This window comes from Anabaena sp. UHCC 0399, from assembly GCF_034931465.1.
Taxonomy (GTDB): domain Bacteria; phylum Cyanobacteriota; class Cyanobacteriia; order Cyanobacteriales; family Nostocaceae; genus Trichormus; species Trichormus minutissimus.
In genome coordinates this window covers 105,195-130,395 of record NZ_JAYGGZ010000012.1, presented here as the reverse complement: position 1 = coordinate 130,395, position 25,201 = coordinate 105,195, and the positions used below count along the sequence as shown (strand labels likewise).

General features: G+C 41.7%; 20 protein-coding genes. 11 read left to right on the top strand and 9 right to left on the bottom strand.

Annotated elements, in window-relative coordinates:
• Positions 1-379 precede the first annotated feature (379 nt).
• From egtD to VB693_RS09380, 4 genes are all read left to right on the top strand, one after another.
• Positions 380-1,354 carry an L-histidine N(alpha)-methyltransferase gene (gene egtD, locus VB693_RS09400; RefSeq protein ID WP_323266026.1) on the top strand — a complete coding sequence of 325 codons (975 nt, stop codon included), beginning with the start codon at positions 380-382 and terminating at the stop codon, positions 1,352-1,354.
• 327 nt (positions 1,355-1,681) lie between these two features.
• Complete coding sequence (ovoA, locus tag VB693_RS09395; protein ID WP_323266025.1) at positions 1,682-3,013, top strand: 5-histidylcysteine sulfoxide synthase; 1,332 nt, start codon at positions 1,682-1,684, stop codon at positions 3,011-3,013.
• Between the two features lie 84 nt (positions 3,014-3,097).
• On the top strand, positions 3,098-3,661 hold the full coding sequence (locus VB693_RS09390) for a phytochelatin synthase family protein (protein WP_323266024.1): 564 nt from the start codon (positions 3,098-3,100) through the stop codon (positions 3,659-3,661).
• 467 nt (positions 3,662-4,128) lie between these two features.
• Positions 4,129-4,974, top strand: coding sequence for a sterol desaturase family protein (locus tag VB693_RS09380; protein WP_323266023.1), 846 nt, complete (start codon positions 4,129-4,131; stop codon positions 4,972-4,974).
• A gap of 45 nt (positions 4,975-5,019) precedes the next feature.
• Here the strand turns inward: VB693_RS09380 and VB693_RS09375 are convergent, their stop codons facing one another.
• Positions 5,020-5,328 carry a DUF3067 family protein gene (locus tag VB693_RS09375; protein WP_323266022.1) on the bottom strand — a complete coding sequence of 103 codons (309 nt, stop codon included), beginning with the start codon at positions 5,326-5,328 and terminating at the stop codon, positions 5,020-5,022.
• Between the two features lie 230 nt (positions 5,329-5,558).
• Between VB693_RS09375 and petC the strand changes: the two genes are divergently transcribed.
• The 3 genes from petC to VB693_RS09360 all read left to right on the top strand — a co-directional run bounded on the left by petC (position 5,559) and on the right by VB693_RS09360 (position 7,709).
• A complete protein-coding gene (gene petC / locus VB693_RS09370; protein WP_323266021.1) occupies positions 5,559-6,098 on the top strand; it encodes a cytochrome b6-f complex iron-sulfur subunit in 540 nt (179 codons plus the stop codon).
• Positions 6,099-6,299: 201 nt separating this feature from the next.
• Entirely contained in the window at positions 6,300-7,301 is a 1,002-nt protein-coding gene (petA, locus tag VB693_RS09365) for a cytochrome f (protein ID WP_323266032.1), read from the top strand.
• A gap of 180 nt (positions 7,302-7,481) precedes the next feature.
• Positions 7,482-7,709: a photosystem II protein, Psb35-related gene (locus VB693_RS09360; protein ID WP_323266020.1), complete on the top strand. Its 228-nt coding sequence runs from the start codon at positions 7,482-7,484 to the stop codon at positions 7,707-7,709.
• A 149-nt stretch (positions 7,710-7,858) separates the two neighbouring features.
• Here VB693_RS09360 and VB693_RS09355 read toward each other — a convergent pair whose 3' ends face one another.
• The 6 genes from VB693_RS09355 to grpE all read right to left on the bottom strand — a co-directional run bounded on the left by VB693_RS09355 (position 7,859) and on the right by grpE (position 15,909).
• The gene (locus VB693_RS09355) at positions 7,859-9,448 is read right to left on the bottom strand and encodes a glycoside hydrolase family 57 protein (RefSeq protein WP_323266019.1); all 1,590 of its coding nucleotides are present in this window, start codon (positions 9,446-9,448) and stop codon (positions 7,859-7,861) included.
• Positions 9,449-9,671: 223 nt separating this feature from the next.
• Complete coding sequence (gene rsgA, locus VB693_RS09350) at positions 9,672-10,787, bottom strand: small ribosomal subunit biogenesis GTPase RsgA (RefSeq protein WP_323266018.1); 1,116 nt, start codon at positions 10,785-10,787, stop codon at positions 9,672-9,674.
• Positions 10,787-11,041, bottom strand: coding sequence for a sulfurtransferase TusA family protein (locus VB693_RS09345; RefSeq protein WP_190697000.1), 255 nt, complete (start codon positions 11,039-11,041; stop codon positions 10,787-10,789). The genes rsgA and VB693_RS09345 overlap by 1 nt, the downstream gene beginning before the upstream one ends.
• Positions 11,041-12,165 carry a molecular chaperone DnaJ gene (gene dnaJ, locus VB693_RS09340; RefSeq protein WP_190697003.1) on the bottom strand — a complete coding sequence of 375 codons (1,125 nt, stop codon included), beginning with the start codon at positions 12,163-12,165 and terminating at the stop codon, positions 11,041-11,043. The genes VB693_RS09345 and dnaJ overlap by 1 nt, the downstream gene beginning before the upstream one ends.
• Positions 12,166-12,874: 709 nt before the next feature.
• Positions 12,875-14,854 (bottom strand): molecular chaperone DnaK, encoded by a 1,980-nt coding sequence (dnaK, locus tag VB693_RS09335; RefSeq protein WP_323266017.1) that lies wholly within the window; start codon positions 14,852-14,854, stop codon positions 12,875-12,877.
• Positions 14,855-15,162: 308 nt separating this feature from the next.
• The gene (gene grpE / locus VB693_RS09330; RefSeq protein WP_190697010.1) at positions 15,163-15,909 is read right to left on the bottom strand and encodes a nucleotide exchange factor GrpE; all 747 of its coding nucleotides are present in this window, start codon (positions 15,907-15,909) and stop codon (positions 15,163-15,165) included.
• 341 nt (positions 15,910-16,250) lie between these two features.
• Between grpE and VB693_RS09325 the strand changes: the two genes are divergently transcribed.
• The 4 genes from VB693_RS09325 (at position 16,251) to VB693_RS09310 (ending at position 21,373) form a co-directional block, all read left to right on the top strand.
• Positions 16,251-18,263 (top strand): GspE/PulE family protein, encoded by a 2,013-nt coding sequence (locus tag VB693_RS09325; RefSeq protein ID WP_323266016.1) that lies wholly within the window; start codon positions 16,251-16,253, stop codon positions 18,261-18,263.
• A gap of 96 nt (positions 18,264-18,359) precedes the next feature.
• On the top strand, positions 18,360-19,478 hold the full coding sequence (locus VB693_RS09320) for a type IV pilus twitching motility protein PilT (RefSeq protein WP_323266031.1): 1,119 nt from the start codon (positions 18,360-18,362) through the stop codon (positions 19,476-19,478).
• A gap of 87 nt (positions 19,479-19,565) precedes the next feature.
• On the top strand, positions 19,566-20,783 hold the full coding sequence (locus VB693_RS09315; protein ID WP_323266015.1) for a type II secretion system F family protein: 1,218 nt from the start codon (positions 19,566-19,568) through the stop codon (positions 20,781-20,783).
• A 32-nt stretch (positions 20,784-20,815) separates the two neighbouring features.
• Positions 20,816-21,373, top strand: a complete 558-nt coding sequence (locus tag VB693_RS09310) for a hypothetical protein (protein WP_190697048.1) — start codon at positions 20,816-20,818, stop codon at positions 21,371-21,373.
• Between the two features lie 228 nt (positions 21,374-21,601).
• On the opposite strand, the gene VB693_RS09305 is transcribed toward VB693_RS09310, so the two are convergent.
• A complete protein-coding gene (locus tag VB693_RS09305; protein ID WP_323266014.1) occupies positions 21,602-23,761 on the bottom strand; it encodes a caspase family protein in 2,160 nt (719 codons plus the stop codon).
• Between the two features lie 170 nt (positions 23,762-23,931).
• Complete coding sequence (sat, locus tag VB693_RS09300; RefSeq protein WP_323266013.1) at positions 23,932-25,110, bottom strand: sulfate adenylyltransferase; 1,179 nt, start codon at positions 25,108-25,110, stop codon at positions 23,932-23,934.
• Between the last annotated feature and the right edge of the window lie 91 nt (positions 25,111-25,201).

Here is a 25,201-nt window from a genome sequence, read left to right as displayed (position 1 = left end):
AGATAATATTAGTTATTCAATAGAGTTCAGTTATTAATCGAAACAAGAATAAAAATAGTTTGGGTTTTGCTATATCTACCCAAGCCATATTTTTCACTCACATAAATTTATTTGCTCATAAATAATTTATTAAAAATTGTTGAAATGGCAGTAAATTCCGAAAATAATAAGTAATCATAGCTCTGACAATATCAAACCCTGCCCTGGCTTCAAAAAAGATGTTTTTAAGCAAAAATGTCTTTATCCAATTAAATTTTTAGGTAAAATATTAATTGGATAAAGAGTATATTAATTTTTTATAAAATAGATACTGGGTTTAAAATTTTAATTTGAAATCTTCCTAATATGGTTCATGTCCAATTGTCCAGGTAATTGCATAATGCTAACAAAGTCTTTAACAATTATTGCAGAGCATCATCAATATTTCAAAAATGATGGTGATGATGTAATTCAAGGATTAAAACAAACACCAAAGAATTTACCACCAAAATATTTTTATGATGATCGCGGCTCGGAATTATTTGAACAAATTTGTGAATTACCAGAATATTATCCCACCAGAACAGAAGCTTGGATATTGCGTCAATATGCCGATGAAATTGCTCAAATCACTGGTAAATCTGAATTGATAGAGTTAGGAAGCGGTAGTTCTACCAAAACTATTTTCCTGTTAGATGCTTATCAAAAAAAGTCCAGTTTATGTAAATATGTACTAATTGATGTTAGTGGTGGAATCCTCAAAGCTAGTGTCCTGAAGCTGCAAAAAAAGTACCCTAATTTATCGATTAATGGCTTAGTAGGAACTTACGAACAAACATTAATCAAACTAGCCTCTAATGCTTCCCTCTCGCGGATTATTTCCTTTCTGGGAAGTTCGATAGGGAATTTCAATCCCCAAGAGTCGGAGAAGTTTTTACAACAAGTTGCTGATGCTTTAAACCCAGGTGATTACTTTTTACTAGGGTTAGATTTACAAAAACCCAAAGATATTTTAGAAGCAGCCTACAACGACAATCAAGGAGTAACATCTGCTTTTAATTTGAATATGCTCTCCCATTTAAATTGGCGGTTTAAAGGTAATTTTGACCTCAATTTATTTACTCATCAAGCCATTTATAATCAAGCCGACGCTCAAATTGAAATGTATCTGCATTGCCAAAAGAGCCATTGGGTATCTCTAGAAGCTTTAGATTGCAAAGTTTTCTTGGAAGCTGGAGAAAGCATTCTCACTGAAATTTCTCGCAAGTTCGATTTAGAAAATATCCAAAAAGAACTGGAGGTACAAGGACTGAAGACCATCAAGACTTGGACAGACCCCAAGCAGTGGTTTGGCTTGATTCTTTGTCAAGCTTAAATCTTATTGTTTCATGGATGAAAATATAGCTCAAAACTGAGAACCCACGGAGGAATTTCCGAAAATTAAAACGTAATTTAAAATACGAAAATTATGAGTTAATTTACGGATATATCTTACCTAATTCTTTCCTCTTTATCCCCAAATCTTTTGATCCCACAGAGTTTGGGGATTGTTATTCTTATCTTGACGCTGACGCAGATATTGAGAGAGAGCTATTCTAGAACTTTTAGAGCAAGAGGGAATAGATTTTTTGCATATCGAATTAAGAACAGATCCAGACAACTATCAAAAAACTCTAAATGCCATCAAAAACTGATAAAAGTAATGAAAATTATTCAATCTACTGAACTGCTAAAACTTGATAGTTGCAATAACCAAGATATTTTCGATTACTTTGATAATGCTTGGCGACTGGAAGATAGACTTTTGGAAAGTCTAGTCGGCGAAGAAACATTTTATCTTAACCCCGACCCTCTCAGAAATCCTCTCATTTTTTATCTGGGTCATTCGCCTGTTTTTTACATCAATAAGTTAATCCAGGTAGGTTTATTAGAAAAACGCCTTAATTCAGACTATGAAATCCTGTTTGAAATTGGCGTTGATCCAGAAAAACCACAGGAATTAAATCAAGCGATCGCGCATTTAGAATGGCCACAAGTTGCAAAGGTTTGGGAATATCGCCAAAAAGCCTATGAGGTAATTTCACAATTTATTCAAACAACTGCAATTGATTTACCAATTCGTCCTAATCATCCCCTATGGGCTTTAATGATGGGACTAGAACACCAGCGTATTCACATTGAAACTTCTTCGATGTTAATTCGCCAACTACCAATTTCTAGGGTTAAACGTCCGCAAAATTGGGAATACGCACCTTGTAATGGTTATACACCCCAAAATGAAATGGTAGAAGTATCTGGGGGTGTAGTAAAAATAGGTAAAGCCTTTGATGATCATACCTATGGATGGGATATTGATTATGGCGATCGCACTGTTGAAGTTGCACCTTTTTTAGCCAGTCAATATCTGATTACCAATGCCGATTTTTTCTATTTTGTCAAGGATGGAGGCTACGAAAATAAAGATTATTGGGATAAAGAATCTTGGTGCTGGAAAACGGAAAACAACATCAAATATCCCAAGTTTTGGCTACCTGAAAATGGTAATTATAAATATCGAGCCATGTTTGATGAAATTAAATTACCTCTAGATTGGCCTGTTGAAGTCAATCACTATGAAGCAATGGCTTACTGTCGTTGGCAAGGTAAAGATACCCGTTTAATGAGTGAAGCTGAATACCATTTAGCAACTTATTGTAACGGTTTAATAGAAGATATAGAAAATTATAATCTCAATTTAAGATTTGGCTCACCTAGTCCAGTTGGAATGCTAGAAACCGCTAAAAGTCACTCTGGATTGTACGATTTACGGGGTAATGTTTGGGAATGGTTGAGTGATAACTTAAATCCGCTTTCAGGATATAAACCTCACTTTCTTTATAAAGACAATTCTGCTATCTTTTTTGATACCAAACATCATATGATGTTAGGTGGATGTTGGATCACTAACGGTACAGAAGCTTTAAAGTATTACCGCAACTGGTTTCGCCCCAATTTTTATCAGCACGCTGGTTTTAGGATTGTCATAAACCAGTAAGTCCGTGCAACTAATTTACTAGTGTTTCACTTTCTAATCAGGAAGCTGAAATAAATTATTGTGCTTAAAAGTAGGAGATGTTTAATGAAAGATTTTGACAATATTCAGATGGCAGAATTTCAACAACCGATTCGTTGCTGTAATGTCACAGCAATCGCCTATGCTGCAACTGCATTAGGCTTTCCCATCACAGTTGATGATATTTTCTATGTCACGAAACTACCAATTGCTTCGGTTCTAGATGATGGAATGACATTAGCGGAGACATACGATACCTGTGTGAAATATGTGCAGAATGCCAACTTGCCAGTTGCCGTCAGTATGGAATATTTTGACAATCCATCAATGACAATGGAGAAGTTTATTGAAATTGTAGAAAAAGCTGTTTTCGATACAAGTGACATTCATATTTTCAACTTCAATACCAAAATTGCTCACAATAACCCCAATCTAGAAGGGGGACACTTCTCACTGTTAGCAGACTATAATCCTAGTTCTCAGGAAATCACCGTTGCAGATACAAATCCCAAGCGATACACACGCTTTTGGAAATGCCCTGTACATCTGATGTATAAAGCTTGCGTTGATAAAGATTCTGCCTGTGATCGCTCTCGCGGAATGATTATTCTGCGAAAGAATAACAGCTAAGGCTTTATCAGATACTTTTATTTCATAGTTGCTAGGGTGTATCAGGAAACAATAAAACTGCTGCACTCTAGATATCAGAGTTTTTTGGAGAAGCAAAAGGCAAATTTCAAGTACATATTTGCAGTAGTTGACGTTGGCGTACCTTATAATTCCAACCTAGCTCATATCTACAAGAGTAATTGAGGAAGTAGGACAAGAGTTAAAAGCAAATTATTCAGATGTCCTCGAATCTACACAAATAGATGGAGTGGAAAGTCTCGGTGAATCTAACTTGTTGCTGCGGACATTGACCAAGGTGAAGCCAGGAAAACATATCCATATACAGCATATTCTTCGCAAAATGTTCATGGATACCTTACTTGAAGAAAGTATTCGACTTTATCCTTCCAGTGCAAGTTGTGAAGAGTAAAAAATATATCAGCAACCAGAAACATTATTTTCTATAAATATTGAGGTTATATAGATAGATGCAATATTTCTTAAATATGTGCTATGAACTTGAGTTTTATGTAAAAATTGCTATTAGCTGCACGATTGTTCAGCAGGTTTTTTACTGGTTTTTAAATAAAGCCGAAACTAACTTGATCATGCAAGTTAGTTTGTACTGGCTAATTGGTTCTATTTCATTTTATAGTATTGGGTTTTTCATTGAAAAAATAATCAAAACTAATGATTCTCTTAGAGATAAACTGATAGTAAGAGTTAAGAAAGTAAAAAAGCAATCATTTCCCATCTGCACTGTAAAAGGTGTCATTATAGGAGAAATCAAAGCTTTGATATCAGCATCAATAATTCTATATTTAGCCCCAGAAGTTCATAGGGGAAACAGCTTAATCCTCAATTTTGGATGGTTTTTGATGAGAATAGTAGTTGCTGATTTTTGTTTTTATGTTGCCCATTGGCTACTACACAGAAAGTTCTTGCAACAAATCCATCTTAAACATCATGAATTTCGTGATTCCTCAAGTTTTGTGGCTGGACATAAGAGTTTTATTGAATATGTAATTGTTACGCTCACAGACATTTTACCTATATTTATATTTGGATATGACATCACTCAACTTTGTGCATGGAGCATTATAGGGAACGCTTATAATTTAGAAGGTCATAGTTCTTTGTCAATATTTTTTATTCCATCAGATTTCCATGATCTTCATCACACTTGCTTTCAGGGAAATTATGGCATTCAGGGATTGTGGGACAGAGTATTCAATACACTAAATCCTCCTACCAAGAAGCGAGGAATAATGTTTCCTGTGAGTCTTCTGGAGTTTAGAAACATCAATGCCAAGGATGGCGATCGCAGCAATTAAGCACCAGTATTTTTGAGGATGCAGGAAAATTGTTCAGGTATAAAATTAAATAATCCATTCAGATGCGCGTTCTCCCAAATCTAAGGGGATACTAACAGCTTTGCCAAGCCGGGGGCGATCGCGTGTTTGGGTAATAAATGTTCGCACCTGCACCGCACCACCCAAAGCATGAAGATAATTCGCCACACTTTCCAGATGCTCTTGATATTCTGTTTCACTCATAGGGAAAGAAGCTTGCTCTAGATACTTCCACATGACTTGCAGAAAGATTTTCCCCTGGGTGCGACGGAACTGGACATCGTATGAATGTCCCCATTTATCCAGCAATAGTTGGTGTAACTCCTGTCCTGTCATAGTTTTGCTCAAATAGATTTTACATTTAGTTATGATGTTAAGTTCCGTAACTCAAGTATGATAAGGATATAAAGAAATGTAATGCTAACAAAATGGATGCTAAATATATCTTGAAACAAAGAAATACAGCATCACGGTCGGCGTTAGCATTTCGACTCAGGCAGGAGATGCTCAAGTATTAGTACTCTTGTCAACACGCTTAACAAAATACACGAAAGAGCGCGTAGATTATGGCTCAATTTTCTGAATCTATGGACGTTCCCGATATGGGGCGACGTCAATTCATGAACCTGCTAACTTTTGGAACTGTCACAGGTGTAGCCCTGGGTGCATTGTATCCTGTTGTCAATTACTTTATTCCACCTGCAACGGGTGGAGCAGGTGGCGGAACAACAGCAAAAGACGAGCTGGGCAACGATGTTAGCGTCAGCAAATTTCTAGAAAGCCATAATGTAGGCGATCGCACCCTAGTTCAAGGACTAAAGGGAGACCCAACTTACATTGTGGTCGAAAGCAAAGAAGCTATTACTGATTACGGCATCAACGCCATTTGTACCCACTTAGGTTGTGTCGTTCCTTGGAATGTGGCAGAAAACAAGTTTAAATGTCCTTGTCACGGTTCTCAATATGATGCAACAGGTAAGGTAGTACGTGGGCCAGCACCACGTTCTTTAGCGTTGAGTCATGCCAAAGTGGAAGACGATAAAATCGTTCTCACCACTTGGACTGAAACCGACTTCCGCACAAACGAAGAACCTTGGTGGTCTTAATCAGTGCTGAGTATTGAGTGCTGAGTATTGAGTATTATTGTCTCCACTCATAACTCTTAACTCATTGCGGCTGAGAGTGCTAAGTCTTTAGTCCAAAGTCCATAGTAGAAATCATCAACTATTGACGAATGACTAATGACCAATGACTAATGACTAATGACTAATGACCAATGACTAATTCAATCGTTGTCCTTAAATGAGATGAGAAATGCTTGTATAACAGCGAGGTTAACTCGCTCTGCTAGAGCAATGGTAAAAGTATTGCTCGTAGCGATCGCTGCCGTGACATTTTTCTTTACCAGCGACATAGCTCTTCCCCAATCTGCTGCTGCATACCCTTTCTGGGCGCAGCAAACCTACCCACAAACTCCCCGCGAACCGACAGGGCGAATTGTTTGTGCTAACTGCCACCTAGCAGCCAAGCCAACAGAAGTAGAAGTTCCCCAATCGGTATTACCTGATCAGGTATTTAAAGCCGTTGTCAAAATTCCCTACGACACCAGCATTCAACAAGTTGGTGCTGATGGCTCTAAAGTCGGCTTAAACGTCGGTGCAGTCTTGATGTTGCCCGAAGGCTTCAAAATTGCCCCCGCAGACCGTATTCCTGAAGAATTGAAAGAAGAAGTTGGCGATGTTTACTTCCAAGCCTACGGCGAAGATAAAGAAAACGTCGTAATTGTTGGCCCTTTACCTGGCGAACAGTATCAGGAAATCGTCTTCCCGGTTCTTTCTCCCAACCCTGCAACGGATAAAAACATCCATTTCGGAAAATATGCAGTGAACGTCGGCGCAAACCGTGGACGTGGACAAGTTTATCCTACAGGCGAAAAGAGCAACAATAACGTCTATAACGCTGCTGCGACAGGCACAATTAGCAAGATTGCTAAAGAAGAAGATGAAAACGGCAGCGTTAAATATGTAGTAAACATCAAAACTGAGTCCGGTGAAGTTGTTACTGATACTCTTCCCGCAGGCCCAGAATTGATTGTTTCTGAAGGTCAAGCAGTGACAGCAGGTGATGCTTTAACCAGCAACCCCAACGTTGGTGGTTTCGGTCAAAAAGATGTAGAAATCGTATTGCAAGATGCCAACAGAGTTGGCTGGATGATTGCTTTCGTTGCGCTAGTAATGATGGCTCAAGTAATGCTAGTTCTCAAGAAGAAGCAGGTTGAAAAAGTCCAAGCTGCTGAACTTAATTTCTAAATTCTCTGCTAAATGAATATTTTTAAGACAGGCTAACTACCTGTCTTTTTTATTTTCTGGCAGTGAGGAATACCCACCCTACCTGATCGGTATGCACACCTGAGAGTAGATTGCAAATCTTGTTGCAATAAAGTTATATTTATTTACATAAAGTTACAAAAATAAAAAAAGAGGTTTGTAATGACTATTTTATTTGCAATATTAGCTTTAGGTTGGGTAGCAGCTTCTGTATTAGGTACTATGGCTTATTTCCTAGGAGAGCAGAAAAAGCCCATCCATGAACGCAACTGGAGTTCTGAATCCTTTGAAAAGTTAGCTAAATCTATTACTGGTACAGATATAGATTACAGTGATCGCACTCCTGCCTATGCTATGGATGCTTATACTAGCCGGAATCTGTCCCGATAACATTCAAAATGCTAAATTTATCAGTAATAACAAACCCCCAGTAATTGATTCTGGGGGTTTTGCTTTTAAGCTACTAAAGGGTTAGAGGCTAGAGAATCTAATTTTTTATTACTCAGAACTCACTACTCACTACTCACTACTCAGCACTCTTACAAAGGACGGTAAGCGCGGTAGTTGATATTCGGGAAAATATTATCCATTAATTCGACCTTTTCCAGCCAACCGCTATCGATTTTGCCGATTTTCACATCTTCATAGAGCTTATTAAAGCGCATCAAGTGCGATCGCGTCCGCCTCACAGCATAAGGAACCATAGTTCCTGTCCGCATAATAAACGCCCAGTCAGAAGATTGCGCCAATAATAATTCCCGCGCTGCTTGATTAAGTGCCTTCGAGCCTAATTCATCTTCTGGTTCTAGGTGGGAAATTTCAATCATGCGTTCAGCCGCCTTGTGCAGATGTGGGTAAATCCAAGCATTAGTCTCATTTAACCAATACTCATGGAAACCCTTATAACCCCAACTTGATTGGGAAGGACGACAGACTTGTTGAGTTGGTTCTGCTCGTAAATAGTCTGCCAAATGGGTCATTGCATAAGTTCCTTGGTCATACCACGACTTACGGAACAGATAATCAATAAACCAAGGGCCTTCATACCACCAATGTCCAAATAACTCTGCATCATAGGGAGAAACAATAATCGGCGGACGCTGCATTATTCCGTAAAGATGTTCTGCTTGTCGTTCGCGGTTATACATAAAATTAGCCGCGTGTTCTGCCGCTTTTTCTTTTGCCCAATATGGATCATAGAGTGCCTTGTCTGATAAACCCAAGCCTCGTCCAGTAATTTTATGATACTTAATACCAGTGTTTTTACGTTGACCGTTAGGCATGATATAGGGCTTGATGTACTCATACTCAGCTTCCCAACCCAAATCCTTATAAAATTCCCGATATTCTGCTGCACCGGGATAACCTACCTCAGAAGACCAGACCTGCTGAGAAGATTCATGATCTCGACCAAAAGCCGCAACACCAGTTTCGGTAAAAATTGGGGTATACGTACCAAAACGGGGACGAGGACGGGCGTAAAGAATACCATGTCCATCAGTGAGGAAGTAGCGCAAACCAGCATCGGCTAGCATCCGTTCTAAGCCTTCATAATAGGCGCATTCCGGCAACCAAATACCTTTAGGTGGACGGCCAAACGTTTCTTCGTAGTGTTCACACGCTACCTGAATTTGCGCCCACACAGCTTGCGGGTACATTTTCATCAGTGGCAAATAGCCGTGAGTTGCACCACAAGTAATGATTTCTAAGTTGTTAGAGTCTTGGAACTGTTTAAAAGCCGTAACCAAATCGCCATTGTAGCGTTCCCACATCTGACGGGCTTCGTTAAACTCAGTGGCGTAGTGTTCGGCTAAGTAACGCATATGTCCATTTTGGACATTACGCTCGGCTTCCAGTTCTATAAGTTCTTCTAATTGAGCTAGATGTGCATCATAACGTTCTTGCAGTAAAGGATCACGGAGCATTGACACAAGCGGTGGTGTCATACTCATTGTGATTTTAAAGTCAATGCCGTCACGCTTTAAGCCTTCAAATACTTTCAATAAAGGAATGTAAGTTTCTGTAATAGCTTCATAGAGCCATTCCTCTTCCAGCACATAATCACTTTCCGGGTGACGAACGAAGGGGAGGTGTGCGTGGAGTACAAGCGCGACGTAGCCAATAGCCATAGTGTTTTGGGGTGATACTGATAAATTGAAGGTCTAGGGAGTAGGTGGAAATTAACAATATTTTAAGACCTTCTGGAGATCGTATCAGACTAGTAATTTCAGCAAATTAACTATCAACCCACAGTAAAAATTAATTTTTCTCTACTGCTAGGGTATTTTATCTGGGACAATACCAGCAGCACGTAAGCGTTCAGCCAATCTTGCAGCCTTTTGGCTAGAAAAATTATTCTTCATCATGATACAAATCTTGTAACCCTTGTACTTGAGTACGTCGGGAAGTGCGGCGATATTTTTTGCTTTCTAGTTTTGGTTCGTATTGGCTTTGGCCTTTACCTTTGGTTTTGTGCTTTAAATTGGATTCTGGATCGGCTTGTTGGTTAAGTTGTGTTTGCCGCGCGATCGCTTCGTCTAAAAATTCCAAATAATGTTCATATCGTTCCCACTCACCCCGCACTACACAATCTGGCTCATCTCGATGTAAACAGTCATTAAATCTACAGTTACCATTGGCTAGGCGTTCTCTGACCTCTGGAAAATAATGTACTAACTCTTGTGGACTGCAATCCAAGTCAGGCTGATTAAAGCCGGGGGTGTCTGCTAATAAACCACCATTGGGTAAGTCAAATAATTCTACATGGCGTGTTGTATGCCGACCACGGGCTAACTTACCCGAAACTTCTCCCACTCGCAGGTTAATATCGGGAATTAAGGCATTAATTAAGCTGGATTTACCCACACCAGAAGGCCCAGCTATAACGGTGATTTTCTGGCTGAGATATTTTGCTACTTCGCCAATATTAATTTCCTGCTGAACGCTAATAAATAGGGGTTGATAGCCCCACTTTGATAAGCGATCGCTAATTTCTTGCTTTTCTTTAGGGCTGACTAAATCGCTTTTATTCAAACATAACAGCACATCTATACCAGTAGATTCAGCCTTAATTAAAAATCGGCTGAGTTGGTAAGGTTCTAGGGGTGGGTCAGCCACTGCAAAAACCAACAGAATTTGGTCAGCATTGGCGATTGGCGGTCGGTCTAATTCAGTTTGACGGGGTAAGACATCCGCGATCGCCCCGCGTCCTCCCGACCAATCTGGCTCTTCTACGACCACGCGATCGCCCACCATTACCTGCTGCCCGATTTTCTTCAAACGCATTCGGCGAGTACATAAAAGCAGGGGTAGAGGTGTAGAGGGGAACAGTGTATTTATTTCCTCCCCTGATCCCCCTACCTCCTCTGCTTCCCTTGCTCTCAATTCTTGATCTAGCTGTACTTTGTAAAAATTAGCTTGCACAGCTAACACAGTACCCAAAAGCTGTCCAGTAGTACCAAGTTTCATTAGGCAGTTACGGGACGGCGGATTAACAAAGAAAAATAGCCAGTACAGTCTGTAATTTTTTCTACTTGATAACCAGCCATTGTCAAGCTGTCAGGAACTTGTTCAATTGGTTCGCCAGGGTCTAACCATACCTCCAGCAAAGCACCAGGAGACATTTGTTCCAGACGAAGTTTAGTCCGCACAAAATTAATCGGGCAAGGAGTGCCACGCAAATCTAGTTGAGCATCAGGAGTTAATAAAGGAGAGAGATTCATTACTTAAACAGATTTCCCAAAAAACCTTCTAAACCACCTTTACCAGTACGGTCTCCCTTAATTTTAGCCAGCTTCTCTAACAATTCTCTCTCCTCTGGTATCACCTTGGTAGGAATATCAATTAACACTGTTAACAGATGATCCCCCCGACTTACAGGATTACCTAAGCGGGGTACACCGCGATTTTCCAACTTCATCACCGTATTAGGCTGAGTACCTGCGGGAATAATCAATTCCACAGGCCCATCTACCGTATCTACTTCCAAACGACAGCCTAAAATTGCTTGCAAATAGCTAACTTTAATTTCCGAGAGAACATTAATTCCATCCCGGTGAAATTCTTCATCCTCATTCACGAACAAGTAGACATACAAATCGCCTGGAGGACCACTACGTTGACCTGCATCACCCTCTTGGGATATGCGTAGACGTGTACCATTATCCACACCTGCGGGAATAGTAATTTTCAGTTTCTTGGTAATTTGATTTGTACCCTTACCATCACAAGTATCACATTTGTCTTCAATTACCATGCCTGTACCATTACAGGTGGGACAAGTCGATACCTGAGTGAAACTACCAAAGGGCGTTCTAGTTACGCGGCGGACTTGACCAGAACCGCTACAAGTCGAACAGGTGCGGGGACGAGTTCCTGGTTTTGCGCCTGAACCACTACAGGTTTCACAGGTTTCTAGGTGAGAAATCCGAATTTCTTTTTCACCACCGAAGACAGCTTCCCGAAAATCTAACTTTAAGTCTAGCCGTAAATCATCGCCCCGCGCCGGCCCGCTACGCCGTCTCTGGGTTGGGCCACCCATACCACCGGCAAAGCCACTAAAAATACTTTCAAAGATATCGGCAAAGCCGCCCATATCGCTCATATCTTGGAAACCAACACCAGCACCAGAAACACCCTCTGGCCCGAAGCGATCGTAACGCGCACGGGTTTCTGGCTCAGAAAGGACTTCGTAAGCACGGTTAATTTCCTTAAATCGCTCCTCCGCCCCCGGTTCTTTGTTCACATCTGGGTGATACTTCCGGGCTAGACGACGGTAAGCTTGTTTGAGTTCTTCTTTGTCAGCGTCACGAGAGACGCCCAGAATTTCATAGTAGTCGCGGGCCATATAGCAAAGGTAAAAGTGAGGACGAATAGATAATCAGGCAGCAGACACCACAAGTGGGGCTGGCTGGAAGCTAGTACCGCAAGGCGGAAGTCAAAAGTCAAAAGTTTCGTATATCAAGGCTGTTGCTCGTTTGAAATGGTATGTTGATTTACGCCGTAGTGTACTAGGCAGAAGGTAGGCGTTAACTTATTTTAATAATTAATTGATTTTACCTGTTACCTTTTACAAAAATCACCAGCAAGTTGCCAGGCGTAGGTACTTTCTTCGCGGGAAACGAAAAAGCTACCGAATTTGGCAGTATTAAGAACACAGATTAGACTTGTCACTGACCAATCGGCGGTCTCTTTTACAATTGTGCTACGTACCACGGTAAAAGCCTGCTCATGAAATAGAGGGGCTAGCCGCACCATCAGGTGTGGAAAACCCCCCTTGCTAGGTATTAGTGATTGATGAATAGGGACTGGGGACAAGAAAGCAGGGGAGGTAGGGGAAGAAAAATACAATGCCCGCTCCCCAATCCTAATAGACCTAGCTTGAAAATAGGGAGTGGGGAGTAGGGAAAATAAATTTTTATTGCTCCTTGTGAGGGCAATTCATGGAGTCTCCTGCATAAATGCTTAATCTGTCATGTTGAGCAAAGCGAAACACCTCAAAGATTCTACATTTCATTCAGAATGACACATCTCATTTTCGGATTTTTGCAAGAGGTCTAATCTATGGCTTCATAATCAGCTTGTGCTGTGCTTTCGTCATCAAAATCAAAATTAAATTGGGGAATTAGAGTTCCATTCATCGGATGTTCTAAGGATAATGAACCATCGGAAATGGCTTCTACTTCTACTTCTACTTCTACTTCGTCATCATCATCATTTTGTCCGCTAGCCCGCTCGTAAACATTTGCACCAATCGCAAATAAAGTTTGTTGGAAGTCTTCTAGACACTGTTGGAATTCTTTCAGGGAAATGGCGGGATTAGTCATGACACTCTGGAGGAGGGCAAATTTTTCGTTGGCTAAAACTTTCATCTGCTCACCGATCAATTCACCATTATCTTTGAGAGTAGATTCATAACTAGATAACAAATTATCTGCTTGGTTTTTGAGGTCTACTAGTTCTTTGCGTCTTCTATCTTCTTCCGCAAACACTTCTGCTTCTTGGCGCATCCGTTCTACTTCATTGCTATTTAATCCACCTGTGTTAGTAATCCGAATACTCTGTTCTCTACCTGTGCCTTTATCTTGGGCAGCAACTTTGAGGATACCGTTTACATCGATTTCAAACGATACCTCAATTTGGGGTACACCACGAGGGGCCGGAGGAATGCCTGCTAAAAGAAATTTGCCGAGACTTTTATTATCTCGTGCCATTGCCCGTTCACCTTGGAGAACGTGAATTTCTACGGATGTTTGTCCATCAACGGCGGTGGAAAATATTTGTGACTTACTGGTAGGAATTGTCGTGTTACGTTCAATGATTTTGGTGAACACTTCTCCCAAAGTTTCAATTCCCAATGATAGTGGTGTGACATCTAAGAGTAAAAGATTATCTACTTCGCCACCTAGAACACCAGCTTGAATTGCTGCACCTAAACCCACTGCTTCATCGGGATTCACTGAACGGTCAGGAGTTTTGCCGTTGAAAAATTTGATCAGCGCGTTTTGTACGGCAGGAATCCGAGTAGAACCACCTACTAAAATAATTTTGTTGATATCTTGTGCTTTCAGGTCTGCATCTTTGAGAGCTTGACTCATTGGCTCGATGGTGGCTGCAATTAAATGCCCTACCAATTCTTCAAATTTAGAGCGGCTGAGTTCCATCTCTAGATGCTTTGGCCCAGTTTGATCAGCCGTAATAAAAGGCAGGTTAATCGAGGTACTAGCCATGCTAGAGAGTTCAATTTTGGCTTTTTCTGCCGCTTCTCGGAGGCGTTGCAGTGCCATTTTATCTTGGGCAAGGTCGATTTCTTCTTGTTGTTGGAAGCGTTCAATCATCCAACTGACAACACAGCCGTCAAAGTCATCGCCCCCTAATTGGTTATTACCACTGGTAGCTTTGACTTCAAAAACCCCATCGCCTAGTTGCAATATAGATACATCAAATGTTCCGCCGCCTAAGTCAAATACCAAAATTAGCTGTTCTTGGTCTTGCTTTTCTAGACCAAAGGCTAAAGCCGCAGCTGTAGGTTCATTAATAATTCGTAGCACTTCCAGTCCGGCAATTGTGCCAGCATCTTTAGTAGCTTGCCGTTGGGCATCAGTGAAATATGCTGGTACGGTAATTACTGCTTGTGTTACAGCTTCACCTAAGAAGTTTTCCGCATCCTGTTTGAGCTTTTGCAGGATCATAGCGGATATTTCTTGGGGTGTGTAATTGCGTCCGCGAATCTGCACATCAACGGTATCGTCTCGACCTTTTACACAGTTATAAGGTACACGATCGCGCTCTGTTTCTGTATCATCCCAGCGACGACCGATAAATCTTTTGATACTAAAAACCGTGTTTTCAGCATTAGTTACGGCTTGGCGTTTTGCTAATTGACCGACCAAGCGATCGCCACTTTTACCAAACCCTACAATACTCGGTGTAGTTCGTCCGCCTTCGGAATTGGTAATCACAATTGGTTGACCACCTTCCAAAACTGCAACACAACTATTTGTAGTGCCTAAGTCGATCCCAATAACTTTTCCCATATTCAAGTATTTTTACTGACTGCTGTTGCCGGAATGTTACGCGGACTAACTTGAGGCAGGAGACAAACAATTCAAAATTAAGACTTGACTCTTGTCCAATAACCTATACCCAATCCCCAGCCTTTCAATGAGTGGATTTTAGATTATTCAATCCAAAATCTGTCTTGAAAAGTTTCCTACGGCGGGAAACCCGCCTACAGAACTTTCCGCAAAATCTAAAATTCCTAGTCCCCAGTAACCAATCCCTAACAATGCTCGCCTCTACTATGACCTAGGCACTATTGGTCAGCGAGGCGAGCATATACAGCTTAACTGTCGGCTGGACTCGACTGACTTTCTGGTGCAGATGGTGCATCTTCCTTTGGAGCAGCCACCTTAACCATAGAATGGCGTAGCACGCGATCGCCCAAGTAATATCCGCGTACTAACTCTTCTAACACTGTTCCTTCAGGATGTTCATCCGTAGGTTCGCGCATTACTGCTTCATGAAGGTTAGGATCAAATTCTTGTCCTTCAGGACGCATTGGCGATACACCCAATCGCTTCAGGGAATCTACGAGTTGTTTATAAACTCCCTGATAACTTTTGTGAATTGTCATTTCACCTTCGGTTTGTGGCTTGAGGTGCGCTCTAGCCCGTTCAAAATTATCGACTATAGGCAGCAAATCCATCAGAGTATTCCGCTTTACCTGTACGTCCAGCTCTTCTTTTTCCTTTTGTGTACGTTTGCGGTAATTTTCAAAATCTGCCGCAATCCTCATGTACTGTGTACTGCGTTCTTCTAGTTGGGCTTTGAGTGACTCAATATGTTGAGTCAATTCTGCCAAAGCTGCTGTTTCGACTTCAGTCGTCTCTGGTGCAGCGAAGTTATTTTCTTCTGTGAGTACAGTGTCTCCCGCTACATTAGTTGGGGCTGCCACTTGCTCATTAACCTCGCTGCCAGATTCGTGAGAATTGCTTGGGGCTTGGGAGTCGCTCATCATTGCTTGATTTACCTCTGTTGATTCACCCAATGGCTGGCTTGTATTGTTTATCTGTTTATTTTCGTCCATCATTATCTAAGTCTACTCATCCCAGGTATTGTTTAAGGCAGAATTTCGCCACAGCTAAGTAGCCATTGCAATTGATGGCTGTAAACTAGAGCTAATTTTTGTCCGAAATATATCTGGAACTAGTGTTACCTTCATCCTATTTTGACAAATGGTGAACAGACCTTCTAGGTGTGATAAACCGAATGAAATCGGGGAATGGGGGATAGGCCATTTAATTTTGAATTTTGAATTGATTCTTCCCCACTGCATCAAGCAGTTTAAAGTTTTAATGAGTCTGGATGAAAATTCTGTGGCTCATGTTGGGAATACTCTAAGCAGAGGTTTTCCCTACTCATTGCTCACCTATGACTCAATCGTCTCCGCAACGGCGCAGTACCGCTCTCACTACAAGAACAGAGTTTTCGCCTTTTGGTAGCAAGCTAGTGCAAACTGGCTATGTTAATACCGACCAAATGAGGCAGGCGCTGATTGAAAGTCGCAAGTCTGGTAGACCCTTGACGGAAGTGCTGGAGTCAATTACCGGGCGACAACTATCACCTGAGTTTCTCAGACAATACAAGAAACAACAATTATTTGAACTGAAAATACTATACGGTGTTGAATTCCTTGATCCGGAAGTCAATAACATCGGCGATACAATGGTGGGGCAACTCATAGAAACCCTCATTCCAGTTGATATCTGCCGTCGTCATCGTTTAGTACCACTCTCGAAGAATGATCAGCAAAATCCACCCTGCATTTTAGTAGCGATGGTTGATCCGGACAATTTAGAAGCGTCCGATGACCTCAACCGCATCTTGCGCCCCCAAGGTTTGGCATTAAAGCGCATGGTGATTACCCAGGATGATTACCAACAGCTAATCAACCAATATCTGGATGACTTGGCTGTGCGGCAAAAGCATATAGAACAAGAAAAGTTTACAGATATTAATCAAGATTTAGAAAATCTCAGCAATCTCAACCTAGAAGATGCCCCTGAAGAGATGGAGGCGGATTTAGGGGCGGCGATGAAGGGTGCAGAAGATGCACCAGTTATCAACCTCGTCAATAGAATTTTGGCAAAGGCTCTACATGAGCAGGTTTCTGATATCCACGTCGAACCACAAGAAGAAAACCTCCGCATTCGCTTCCGTAAGGATGGGGTGTTGCGGGAGGCTTTTGACCCCCTACCGAAAAAAATCATTCCCGCAGTTACAGCCCGATTTAAAATTATCTCTAACTTGGATATTGCCGAGAGACGTTTACCCCAAGACGGACGTATCAGGCGGATGTTTGAGGGACGGAAAGTAGACTTCCGGGTGAATACTTTGCCCAGCCGCTACGGGGAAAAGGTCGTACTGCGGATTTTAGACAACTCTTCTACCCAACTGGGATTAAATAAGTTAATTACCGACCCAGAAACTTTGCAGATTGTCCAAGATATGGTCAGTAAGCCTTTTGGGTTGATTTTGGTAACAGGGCCTACGGGTTCTGGTAAAACAACTTCGCTATATTCAGCACTATCAGAAAAGAACTCTCCCGGTATTAATATCAGTACGGTAGAAGACCCGATTGAGTACAGTTTGCCGGGAATTACCCAAGTACAGGTAATTCGGGAAAAAGGACTGGATTTTGCCACAGCATTGCGGGCATTCTTGCGACAAGATCCAGATGTGTTACTGGTGGGTGAAACACGAGACAAAGAAACAGCTAAAACAGCGATTGAGGCGGCTTTAACTGGTCACTTAGTATTAACTACCTTACATACTAATGATGCCCCAGGTGCGATCGCGCGTTTGGGAGAAATGGGCATTGAGCCGTTCATGGTTTCTAGTTCCTTAATTGGGGTATTGGCACAACGTTTGGTACGGCGTGTCTGTGGTGATTGTCGTATTGCTTATACTCCTACACCTGAAGAACTGGCTCGTTATGGCATGACCGCTTCCCAAGATGTGGGAGTGACTTTCTATAAGGCTAATACTTTATCACTAGAAGCGATCGCTGAAGCCAAAGCTCAAAATCATCTCTGCCCAACCTGTAATGGTGTCGGCTACAAAGGACGTTGTGGTGTTTATGAAGTGATGCGGGTAACTGAACAACTGCAAACTTTAATCAACGAAGAAGCACCCACAGAACGCATCAAGGAAGTAGCTGTAGAAGAAGGTATGAAAACCCTGCTGGCTTACAGTCTAGACTTAGTTCGCCAAGGCTCTACCACCCTAGAAGAAGTAGAACGGGTAACGTTTACTGACACAGGTTTAGAAGCTGAGTTAAAAGCCAAGCGTAAGAGTGGACTAACCTGTCGGAGTTGTAATGCTGTATTACAGCCAGAATGGCTAGATTGTCCCTACTGTATGACACCTCGATTTGAAGATTAGTGACTGGGGATTAAGTAATTAGAGGGGCTTTACTATTCTTTCACGCCCTACACCCCAGAAATTTTTGAATTTTGAATTTTGAATTGGTACGACACTATGGAAATGATGATTGAAGACTTGATGGAGCAGTTGATTGAAATGGGTGGCTCGGATATGCACTTATCCGCAGGTTTACCTCCCTATTTTCGCATCAGTGGCAAGCTCACACCCATCGGAGAAGATGTATTAACCTCAGAGCAGTGCCAAAGACTGATTTTTAGTATGCTCAACAATACCCAGCGTAAAACCCTAGAACAGACATGGGAGTTGGATTGTTCCTATGGTGTGAAAGGTTTAGCACGTTTTCGGGTGAATGTTTATAAAGAGCGTGGTGCTTACGCTGCTTGTTTAAGAGCGCTCAGTTCCAAAATTCCTAATTTTGAAAAATTAGGTCTGCCAGATGTTGTTAGAGAGATGTGTGATAAACCCAGAGGATTAATTCTGGTGACAGGCCCTACAGGTTCTGGTAAAACAACGACTCTAGCGGCGATGATCGACTTGATTAACCGCACTAAAGCAGAGCATATTCTCACAGTCGAAGACCCCATTGAATTTGTCTACGAACCAATTAAAAGCCTAGTTCACCAACGACAATTGGGTGAAGATACTAAGAGTTTTGCTAATGCCTTAAAAGCTGCCCTACGGGAAGACCCAGATATTGTTCTAGTGGGAGAAATGCGGGATTTAGAAACTATTTCTTTGGCAATTTCCGCAGCAGAAACAGGTCACTTAGTATTTGGTACGCTACATACCAGTTCAGCCTCTCAGACTGTTGACCGGATTATTGACGTTTTCCCTCACGAAAAACAAACTCAAGTAAGAGTGCAATTATCTAACTCTTTAGTAGCCGTATTTAGTCAAACCTTAGTACCGAAGAAAAACCCCAAACCCGGTGAATATGGTCGGGTGATGGCACAAGAAATTATGATTATTACTCCCGCTATTTCTAACTTAATTCGTGAAGGTAAAACTTCACAAATTTATTCAGCTATTCAGACGGGCGGTAAATTAGGAATGCAAACTTTAGAGAAGGTTTTAGCAGATTATTACAAATCTGGCATGATCTCTTTTGAAGCTGCCATGTCTAAAACCTCCAAACCAGATGAGATTCAACGTCTTATCGGTGCATCTGCTCCACCACCAGGAGCAGCTAAAGCAGGTGCAAAAGCCCATTAATTATCGACAATAGTCATTAGTCAGTTTGAATAGCTATAGGAAATTGACTAGTGACTATAATATTAATTTTGAATTTTGAATTAAATTATGCCAACATTTGTTGCTCGTGTTCGCGACTCACAGGGAAAAACCAGAAGTGAAAAAGTTGTTGCCGAATCCTTGGCAGACGCTCGTACTAATTTGAGGGATAAAGGTTTTGTAGTTCAAGATTTGAAGCAGAGTCAATCTGCCAGTTTTGACTTCCAAAAATTTCAGACTTCTTTGGTCAAAGTTACTGTTAAAGAAAAAGCAGTATTCTCTCGACAACTTGCTACTTTGGTGAATGCAGGTGTAGCGATTGTTAGAGGATTAGGTGTGTTAGCTGATCAGTGTACTAATAGTAAACTAAAACAGGCTCTAAACGATATTAGTAACGATGTGCAAAGCGGTGTTAATCTTTCAGATGCCATGCGTAAGCACCCTGATTGTTTTGATGGTTTATATGTCAGTATGATTCAAGCTGGGGAGGTTGGTGGTGTTCTTGATGAAGTGCTAAATCGCCTAGCCAAGTTATTAGAAGATATGGCTAGATTACAGAACCAACTTAAATCAGCCCTAGCTTATCCAGTAGTTGTGGGTATTTTGGCAACTGGTATTTTTGTGGGGATGACTGTTTTTTTACTTCCAATTTTTGGGAAAATTTTCCAAGATTTGGGAACAGAATTGCCAGCTTTAACTCAATTTTTAATGAATTGTAGTGAAGTTTTGAGAAGTTGGCGTTCAGGATTAATTATTGGTGGAATTGTAGGTGTGAAATTTAGCTACACACAGTATTACAAAACCCGCCTGGGGAAAGAAACAATTGACCGTCTTTCTTTAAAAATGCCGATATTTGGTGACTTGATTCAAAAATCTTCAGTGGCTCGTTTTAGTCGGACGTTTGGTTCTTTGACTCGTTCTGGTGTACCCATTCTCACATCTTTAGAAATTGTGCGCGATACATCAGGTAATCAGGTGGTTGCTAATGCTATCGATGCGGCGCGAGCCGAAATTCAACAAGGTGGGATGATTAGCATTGCTCTACAGAAAGAACAAGTTTTTCCAGCAATGGCAATTCAAATGATTAGTATTGGCGAGGAAACTGGAGAATTAGACGCGATGTTGATGAAAATTGCTGATTTTTATGAAGATGAAGTTGAGCAAGCGGTAAAAGCATTAACCAGCGTTTTAGAACCAATTATGATTTTGTTTTTGGGGGGTATGGTGGGTACGATTTTGATGTCGATGTATCTGCCTTTATTCAAGGTATTTGAAAAATTGGGCTAGATGAACTATGAATCATTAATTTTGAATTTCTTATGCCTGTGCAAAAATCTGATTATGAAGCAAGCTTGGCAGAGTATAGCAATCATTTAGCTGCGATCGCATTACTTAAGCAACACCGTCCATACTTGGAAATGATCCCCAGTCTGCGCCGTCCTGATGAAAGCTTAATCACTATCCCTCTACCAATTATTCGTTTACGTAAAATTACCTCTGCAACTACACAGGCAATTTGCCTACCCTGTGATGTAGCAATTTTAATGTGTGATCCAGAGTGGAAGATTAAAACTGGAGCAGAAATTTTAGTATTTATTCATCGTCCCGATGAAGATTTTTCTGATTTGTTGGGACGTTGGCGACAAACCCAAGTCTTCCTCAACCAAGACTATGAATGGTTAATGCCACATCGTCATAGCCACATTCTCAGTGAAGGTGCTAATAGTATATATCCGTTATTTGTATTGTTCAGCGAAACCTGGGAACGTATTCAACGGGGTCTGATAGGTGCAGAATTGCCATTTGTTATTCAAATACCAGCTTTGCCACTTTTAGATGAGAATAAGGATGAACAAAGGTTAGAAGCTAGGGACTAAAGACTAGATGGGTAGAGAGAGGTATCCTGCTTTCACCCCAGAAGATGAATCATTTATAGGGCGGTGATTAGCCCCAAAAATCTCCGGCGATTGATGGCGGGGATTGTCAACATAATCAGGACTTATGCAAAAACTCTCTCAAACCTTTATTTCTCTGTGTTCTCTGTGTCTCTGTGGTATGCGCTACGCGAACGTTATTCCGTAATTTGTGCGTAAGTCCTAATAATGTTAGGCGACTTGAAAACTAAAGTTGAGACTTGCCCAATGATTCACATCTAATATGTAAGAATCGGTAGCTGTAGCATTCATCTCCGCTTTGATGGTACTAGCATTGTGCAAATCTTGCAGTAAAGCTTGGGCAATCACTAAGGGATTAACCAGTGTGCTAATTGGCTGTTGATCGCCTGTTGGATACTTAGCAGTTTCTAAAGCATTTAACGTTTCCTTAAAGGGTGCGGTACTGACAATTAATTGATATTCACATTCATAGCCTGGCCCAGAAATCATCCATCCTGATGTTGTGGCGGTTTGTGGTAAAGTGAGTGTCTCTCTAGGAGCAATGACTATAGGTTGTAGTTGCAGCTTATTATCAGAACTGTTGACTGTTGAGAGAATTTGCCAAGGGTAAAAAGCGATCGCAGTTCGATGATTCTTAATACCCAACAACATCAAATAGATTGGGTGTTGGCTTTTGTTTTGGACTCGATACTGTACCCGACTCCCAATAGGAATCACGGGAGGCTTAAGGTTTGATAACTGAGTGCTGGCTGATTTTTTGGGGGAAGTTTCAGCTACGACGGTACGCAGGGTTTCTCGTTGCAATACCACCCTAGACGCAATCCCCACCACCTCTAAACTTACTTTCACCGGTAAGCGAGAAGAACCTTCATTTTCTGTCAGTCGCCATAACTTAGCCGCTAAGAGAGTGGGTAATTTTGTGACTAACCGCAGTGCAGCCACCTTAACAGCTTCTCCAAATTCCCCGATGGTGCTGGGTATCGGTTCACCACCCATAGAAAATAAACCGTAGCGGCTGGGTGTTTGCAGTAGTTTACCAAAGACGTAATCTGCTGGCTGTTCTCCTTCGACAACGGTGGAAACGTGGGGAACTGCGGCAAAGGCACTAGTAGCATCCACCCGTTCAATTCTGTCTAATCCAGTATCTAAGGCCACTGTTAATTTAATATTCCTGGGTAAAACACGGACTGTTTCTTGGAGAATTTGCCCAACTTGCAAGGTAGTAGTGTCACCAATTTTAGCAGGTTGAGCTTTGGCTGTTAATCCGGTACGCGATCGCACTACTAACTCTTCTCCTGTTTCTAGAGCTAGTCTAGAATTGATCCCATAGTGTTCTAAAACCTGGGCGGGTAGTCCTCCTAACCATATCTGTGCTGCATTACCGTCGTCTTCTGTGGCAATAATTGCACCCTCAGCCCCAATCATCCTATCTGGAAGTAAATTTTCAATAGTCACTCCCGCTTGATTTTTCTTCTTGCTTACCAATCCTGGTTGCTGTTTGCTACCCAACTGAGACATAGAACTAGCTACACGGGAGAGGCTGATTTGAATAGTTGTAGACGGGATAGACTCCCATAATTGTTGAGTCAACGCGTAGGTGAATAATCCTGCACTAAACCCAGATAGCAGAACTTCTCTAGCGGTTTGTTGCAAATCTGAGGTAGCCGACAACACCAAAGCCGGGCTACTCAGTTCAGCATCTTGAGTTTTGGGGGTAGTTTGGGTTTTGAGTTGTTGGAGAAATGCTAGTTCGGCTGGTGCTAACTGCGCTTGTACTAATTCTGGACGGGCGCGAATTCTTAATCCTTTAGTTTGGACTGTGTGGGGGGGATAATAACTGGTATCTAATACTGCCGTTACTCGGTCTGTAGAAAGCGATCGCAATAATAATAATAAGGTTTCTTCTAGTAAATAATTAGCGAGTTGAGAATTTTGTAATGCTTGATTTTCATCGGTAGGTACTAAAGCATTTTGGATTTTATCTGGTGCTAGCTGAACGCGTGTACCATAACCGCTAAAGTGGAAAACTACCACATCTCCAGGCTTGGCTTGCTCTTTGAGGTGTTCCACAAAAGCCGCCTCAATAAATTCTCTGCTAGCTTGTTCTTCCGTCAAAGTCAAAATATCTGAAGATTGGAAGCCAAACCGATTAATTAACAGTTCTTTTTGCAGTTCGACATCAGTCAGACAACCATTGAGAGAAGAACTTTTTTGATACTGATTAATGCCAATTAATAATGCCAGCTTACGCGGTGTGGGTTGTGCCAAAGCTTGATAATATTGATTGCCCAAAGTCAACCATTCAGCTTCAGTAACACCCATCACAGCGAGTATTGAGCCAATCCGTTGTAAAAAACTCCGACGCTTCATAGTGTTAGGGGTTTAGGGGGGTAGGGGTATAGGTGTGAGGAACTCAGTGCTGAGTACCGAGTAAGCAATTCTTTAGTTTTAAATTTTGTAGCTAGCGTATCCCTAGGATTCACTCCCAAGGAGTATTTTGAATTTTGAATTGAATACACCCCCATACCCTTATACCCCTTTTAGGCTAATACTTGTACTCGCATTGCCCGCGCTAATTCTGCCGCCACTTCGGGACGAGAAAATTCTGGTGGGGGTAATTCACCACGACGCAGCATTTCTCTAACTTTAGTCCCAGAGAGATGAACACGTTCCTCTGGTTTGCTAGGACTGGTTTTGGTAGTGGCCATTTGTTTGGTGCGGGTGCAGTAGAACGCGTGTTCAAACTTCATGGGTACAATACCCAATTCCTCTGGCTCAAATTCATCGAAGATATATTGAGCGTCATACGTGCCGTAGTAGTCTCCCACGCCTGCATGATCCCGACCGACGATAAAGTGAGTACAGCCGTAGTTTTTTCGCACTAAAGCATGGAAAATGGCTTCGCGGGGGCCAGCATAACGCATGGCGGCGGGATTAATTGCTAAAATCACCCTGTCTGCGGGGTAATAATGTTCTAGCAAAATTTCATAGCAGCGCATCCGCACATCCGCAGCGATATCATCTTCTTTGGTTGCACCGACTAAGGGGTGCAAAAATAGACCATCAACTGTTTCTAAAGCGCACTTTTGAATATACTCATGGGCGCGGTGGATGGGGTTGCGGGTTTGAAAACCGACAATTGTTTTCCAACCCTTATCTTTAAACATCTGCCGTGAAGCAGCCGGATCAATTTGGTATGCAGGGAAAGAAGGGTGATCATTGCGTTGCAGTAGCCAGATATCACCAGCTAGATTCACTGCACCTTGGTTATAAACTACCTGTACCCCTGGATGTTTAGCATCATCGGTACGGTAGACATTAATTGCTTCACGGGTTTTGTCGTAGTGATATTTTTGCGTGAGTTGCAAGACCCCAATATATTCACCTTGGGGATTATCCAGACGCACAAGATCACCTTCCTTTAAGGTGGCAGCTACGGCTTCACTTACCGACAGGGTAATGGGTATTGACCACACAACACCGTTAGCGAGACGCATTTGGGTTACTACTCGATCATAGTCTTCCTGATTCATAAAACCGGTGAGTGGACTAAAACCACCGATCGCAATCATTTCTACATCAGAAAGCGATCGCTCATCAAGTTGTACCCGGGGCAAAAAATCACCCTTCGACAGAAACTCTTGTCTTTGTTCCGGTGTGGCAATACGATTTACTAACTGTCCACCGTGCGGTGCAATGGCATCTGGATGCTGACTCAAATTAAACCCCCTTGGCGATAACTATAAATTGTTGCGAACTATGTACTAACTTATCAAAATGCTGGTACGACTAAAAAAATAGTTTGTCAAG

What these genes read in the sequence shown, in the direction of transcription:
- ovoA (WP_323266025.1), top strand. Translation starts at nt 1,682, where the DNA reads ATGAAAATTATTCAATCTACTGAACTGCTAAAACTTGATAGTTGCAAT.
- grpE (WP_190697010.1), bottom strand. Translation starts at nt 15,909, where the DNA reads ATGATGGACGAAAATAAACAGATAAACAATACAAGCCAGCCATTGGGT.
- VB693_RS09360 (WP_323266020.1), top strand. Translation starts at nt 7,482, where the DNA reads ATGACTATTTTATTTGCAATATTAGCTTTAGGTTGGGTAGCAGCTTCT.
- rsgA (WP_323266018.1), bottom strand. Translation starts at nt 10,787, where the DNA reads ATGAAACTTGGTACTACTGGACAGCTTTTGGGTACTGTGTTAGCTGTG.
- VB693_RS09310 (WP_190697048.1), top strand. Translation starts at nt 20,816, where the DNA reads ATGCCTGTGCAAAAATCTGATTATGAAGCAAGCTTGGCAGAGTATAGC.
- dnaK (WP_323266017.1), bottom strand. Translation starts at nt 14,854, where the DNA reads ATGGGAAAAGTTATTGGGATCGACTTAGGCACTACAAATAGTTGTGTT.
- VB693_RS09380 (WP_323266023.1), top strand. Translation starts at nt 4,129, where the DNA reads ATGCAATATTTCTTAAATATGTGCTATGAACTTGAGTTTTATGTAAAA.
- VB693_RS09315 (WP_323266015.1), top strand. Translation starts at nt 19,566, where the DNA reads ATGCCAACATTTGTTGCTCGTGTTCGCGACTCACAGGGAAAAACCAGA.
- dnaJ (WP_190697003.1), bottom strand. Translation starts at nt 12,165, where the DNA reads ATGGCCCGCGACTACTATGAAATTCTGGGCGTCTCTCGTGACGCTGAC.
- VB693_RS09375 (WP_323266022.1), bottom strand. Translation starts at nt 5,328, where the DNA reads ATGACAGGACAGGAGTTACACCAACTATTGCTGGATAAATGGGGACAT.
- petC (WP_323266021.1), top strand. Translation starts at nt 5,559, where the DNA reads ATGGCTCAATTTTCTGAATCTATGGACGTTCCCGATATGGGGCGACGT.
- VB693_RS09320 (WP_323266031.1), top strand. Translation starts at nt 18,360, where the DNA reads ATGGAAATGATGATTGAAGACTTGATGGAGCAGTTGATTGAAATGGGT.
- VB693_RS09390 (WP_323266024.1), top strand. Translation starts at nt 3,098, where the DNA reads ATGAAAGATTTTGACAATATTCAGATGGCAGAATTTCAACAACCGATT.
- VB693_RS09345 (WP_190697000.1), bottom strand. Translation starts at nt 11,041, where the DNA reads ATGAATCTCTCTCCTTTATTAACTCCTGATGCTCAACTAGATTTGCGT.
- VB693_RS09325 (WP_323266016.1), top strand. Translation starts at nt 16,251, where the DNA reads ATGACTCAATCGTCTCCGCAACGGCGCAGTACCGCTCTCACTACAAGA.
- egtD (WP_323266026.1), top strand. Translation starts at nt 380, where the DNA reads ATGCTAACAAAGTCTTTAACAATTATTGCAGAGCATCATCAATATTTC.
- petA (WP_323266032.1), top strand. Translation starts at nt 6,300, where the DNA reads ATGAGAAATGCTTGTATAACAGCGAGGTTAACTCGCTCTGCTAGAGCA.
- VB693_RS09305 (WP_323266014.1), bottom strand. Translation starts at nt 23,761, where the DNA reads ATGAAGCGTCGGAGTTTTTTACAACGGATTGGCTCAATACTCGCTGTG.
- VB693_RS09355 (WP_323266019.1), bottom strand. Translation starts at nt 9,448, where the DNA reads ATGGCTATTGGCTACGTCGCGCTTGTACTCCACGCACACCTCCCCTTC.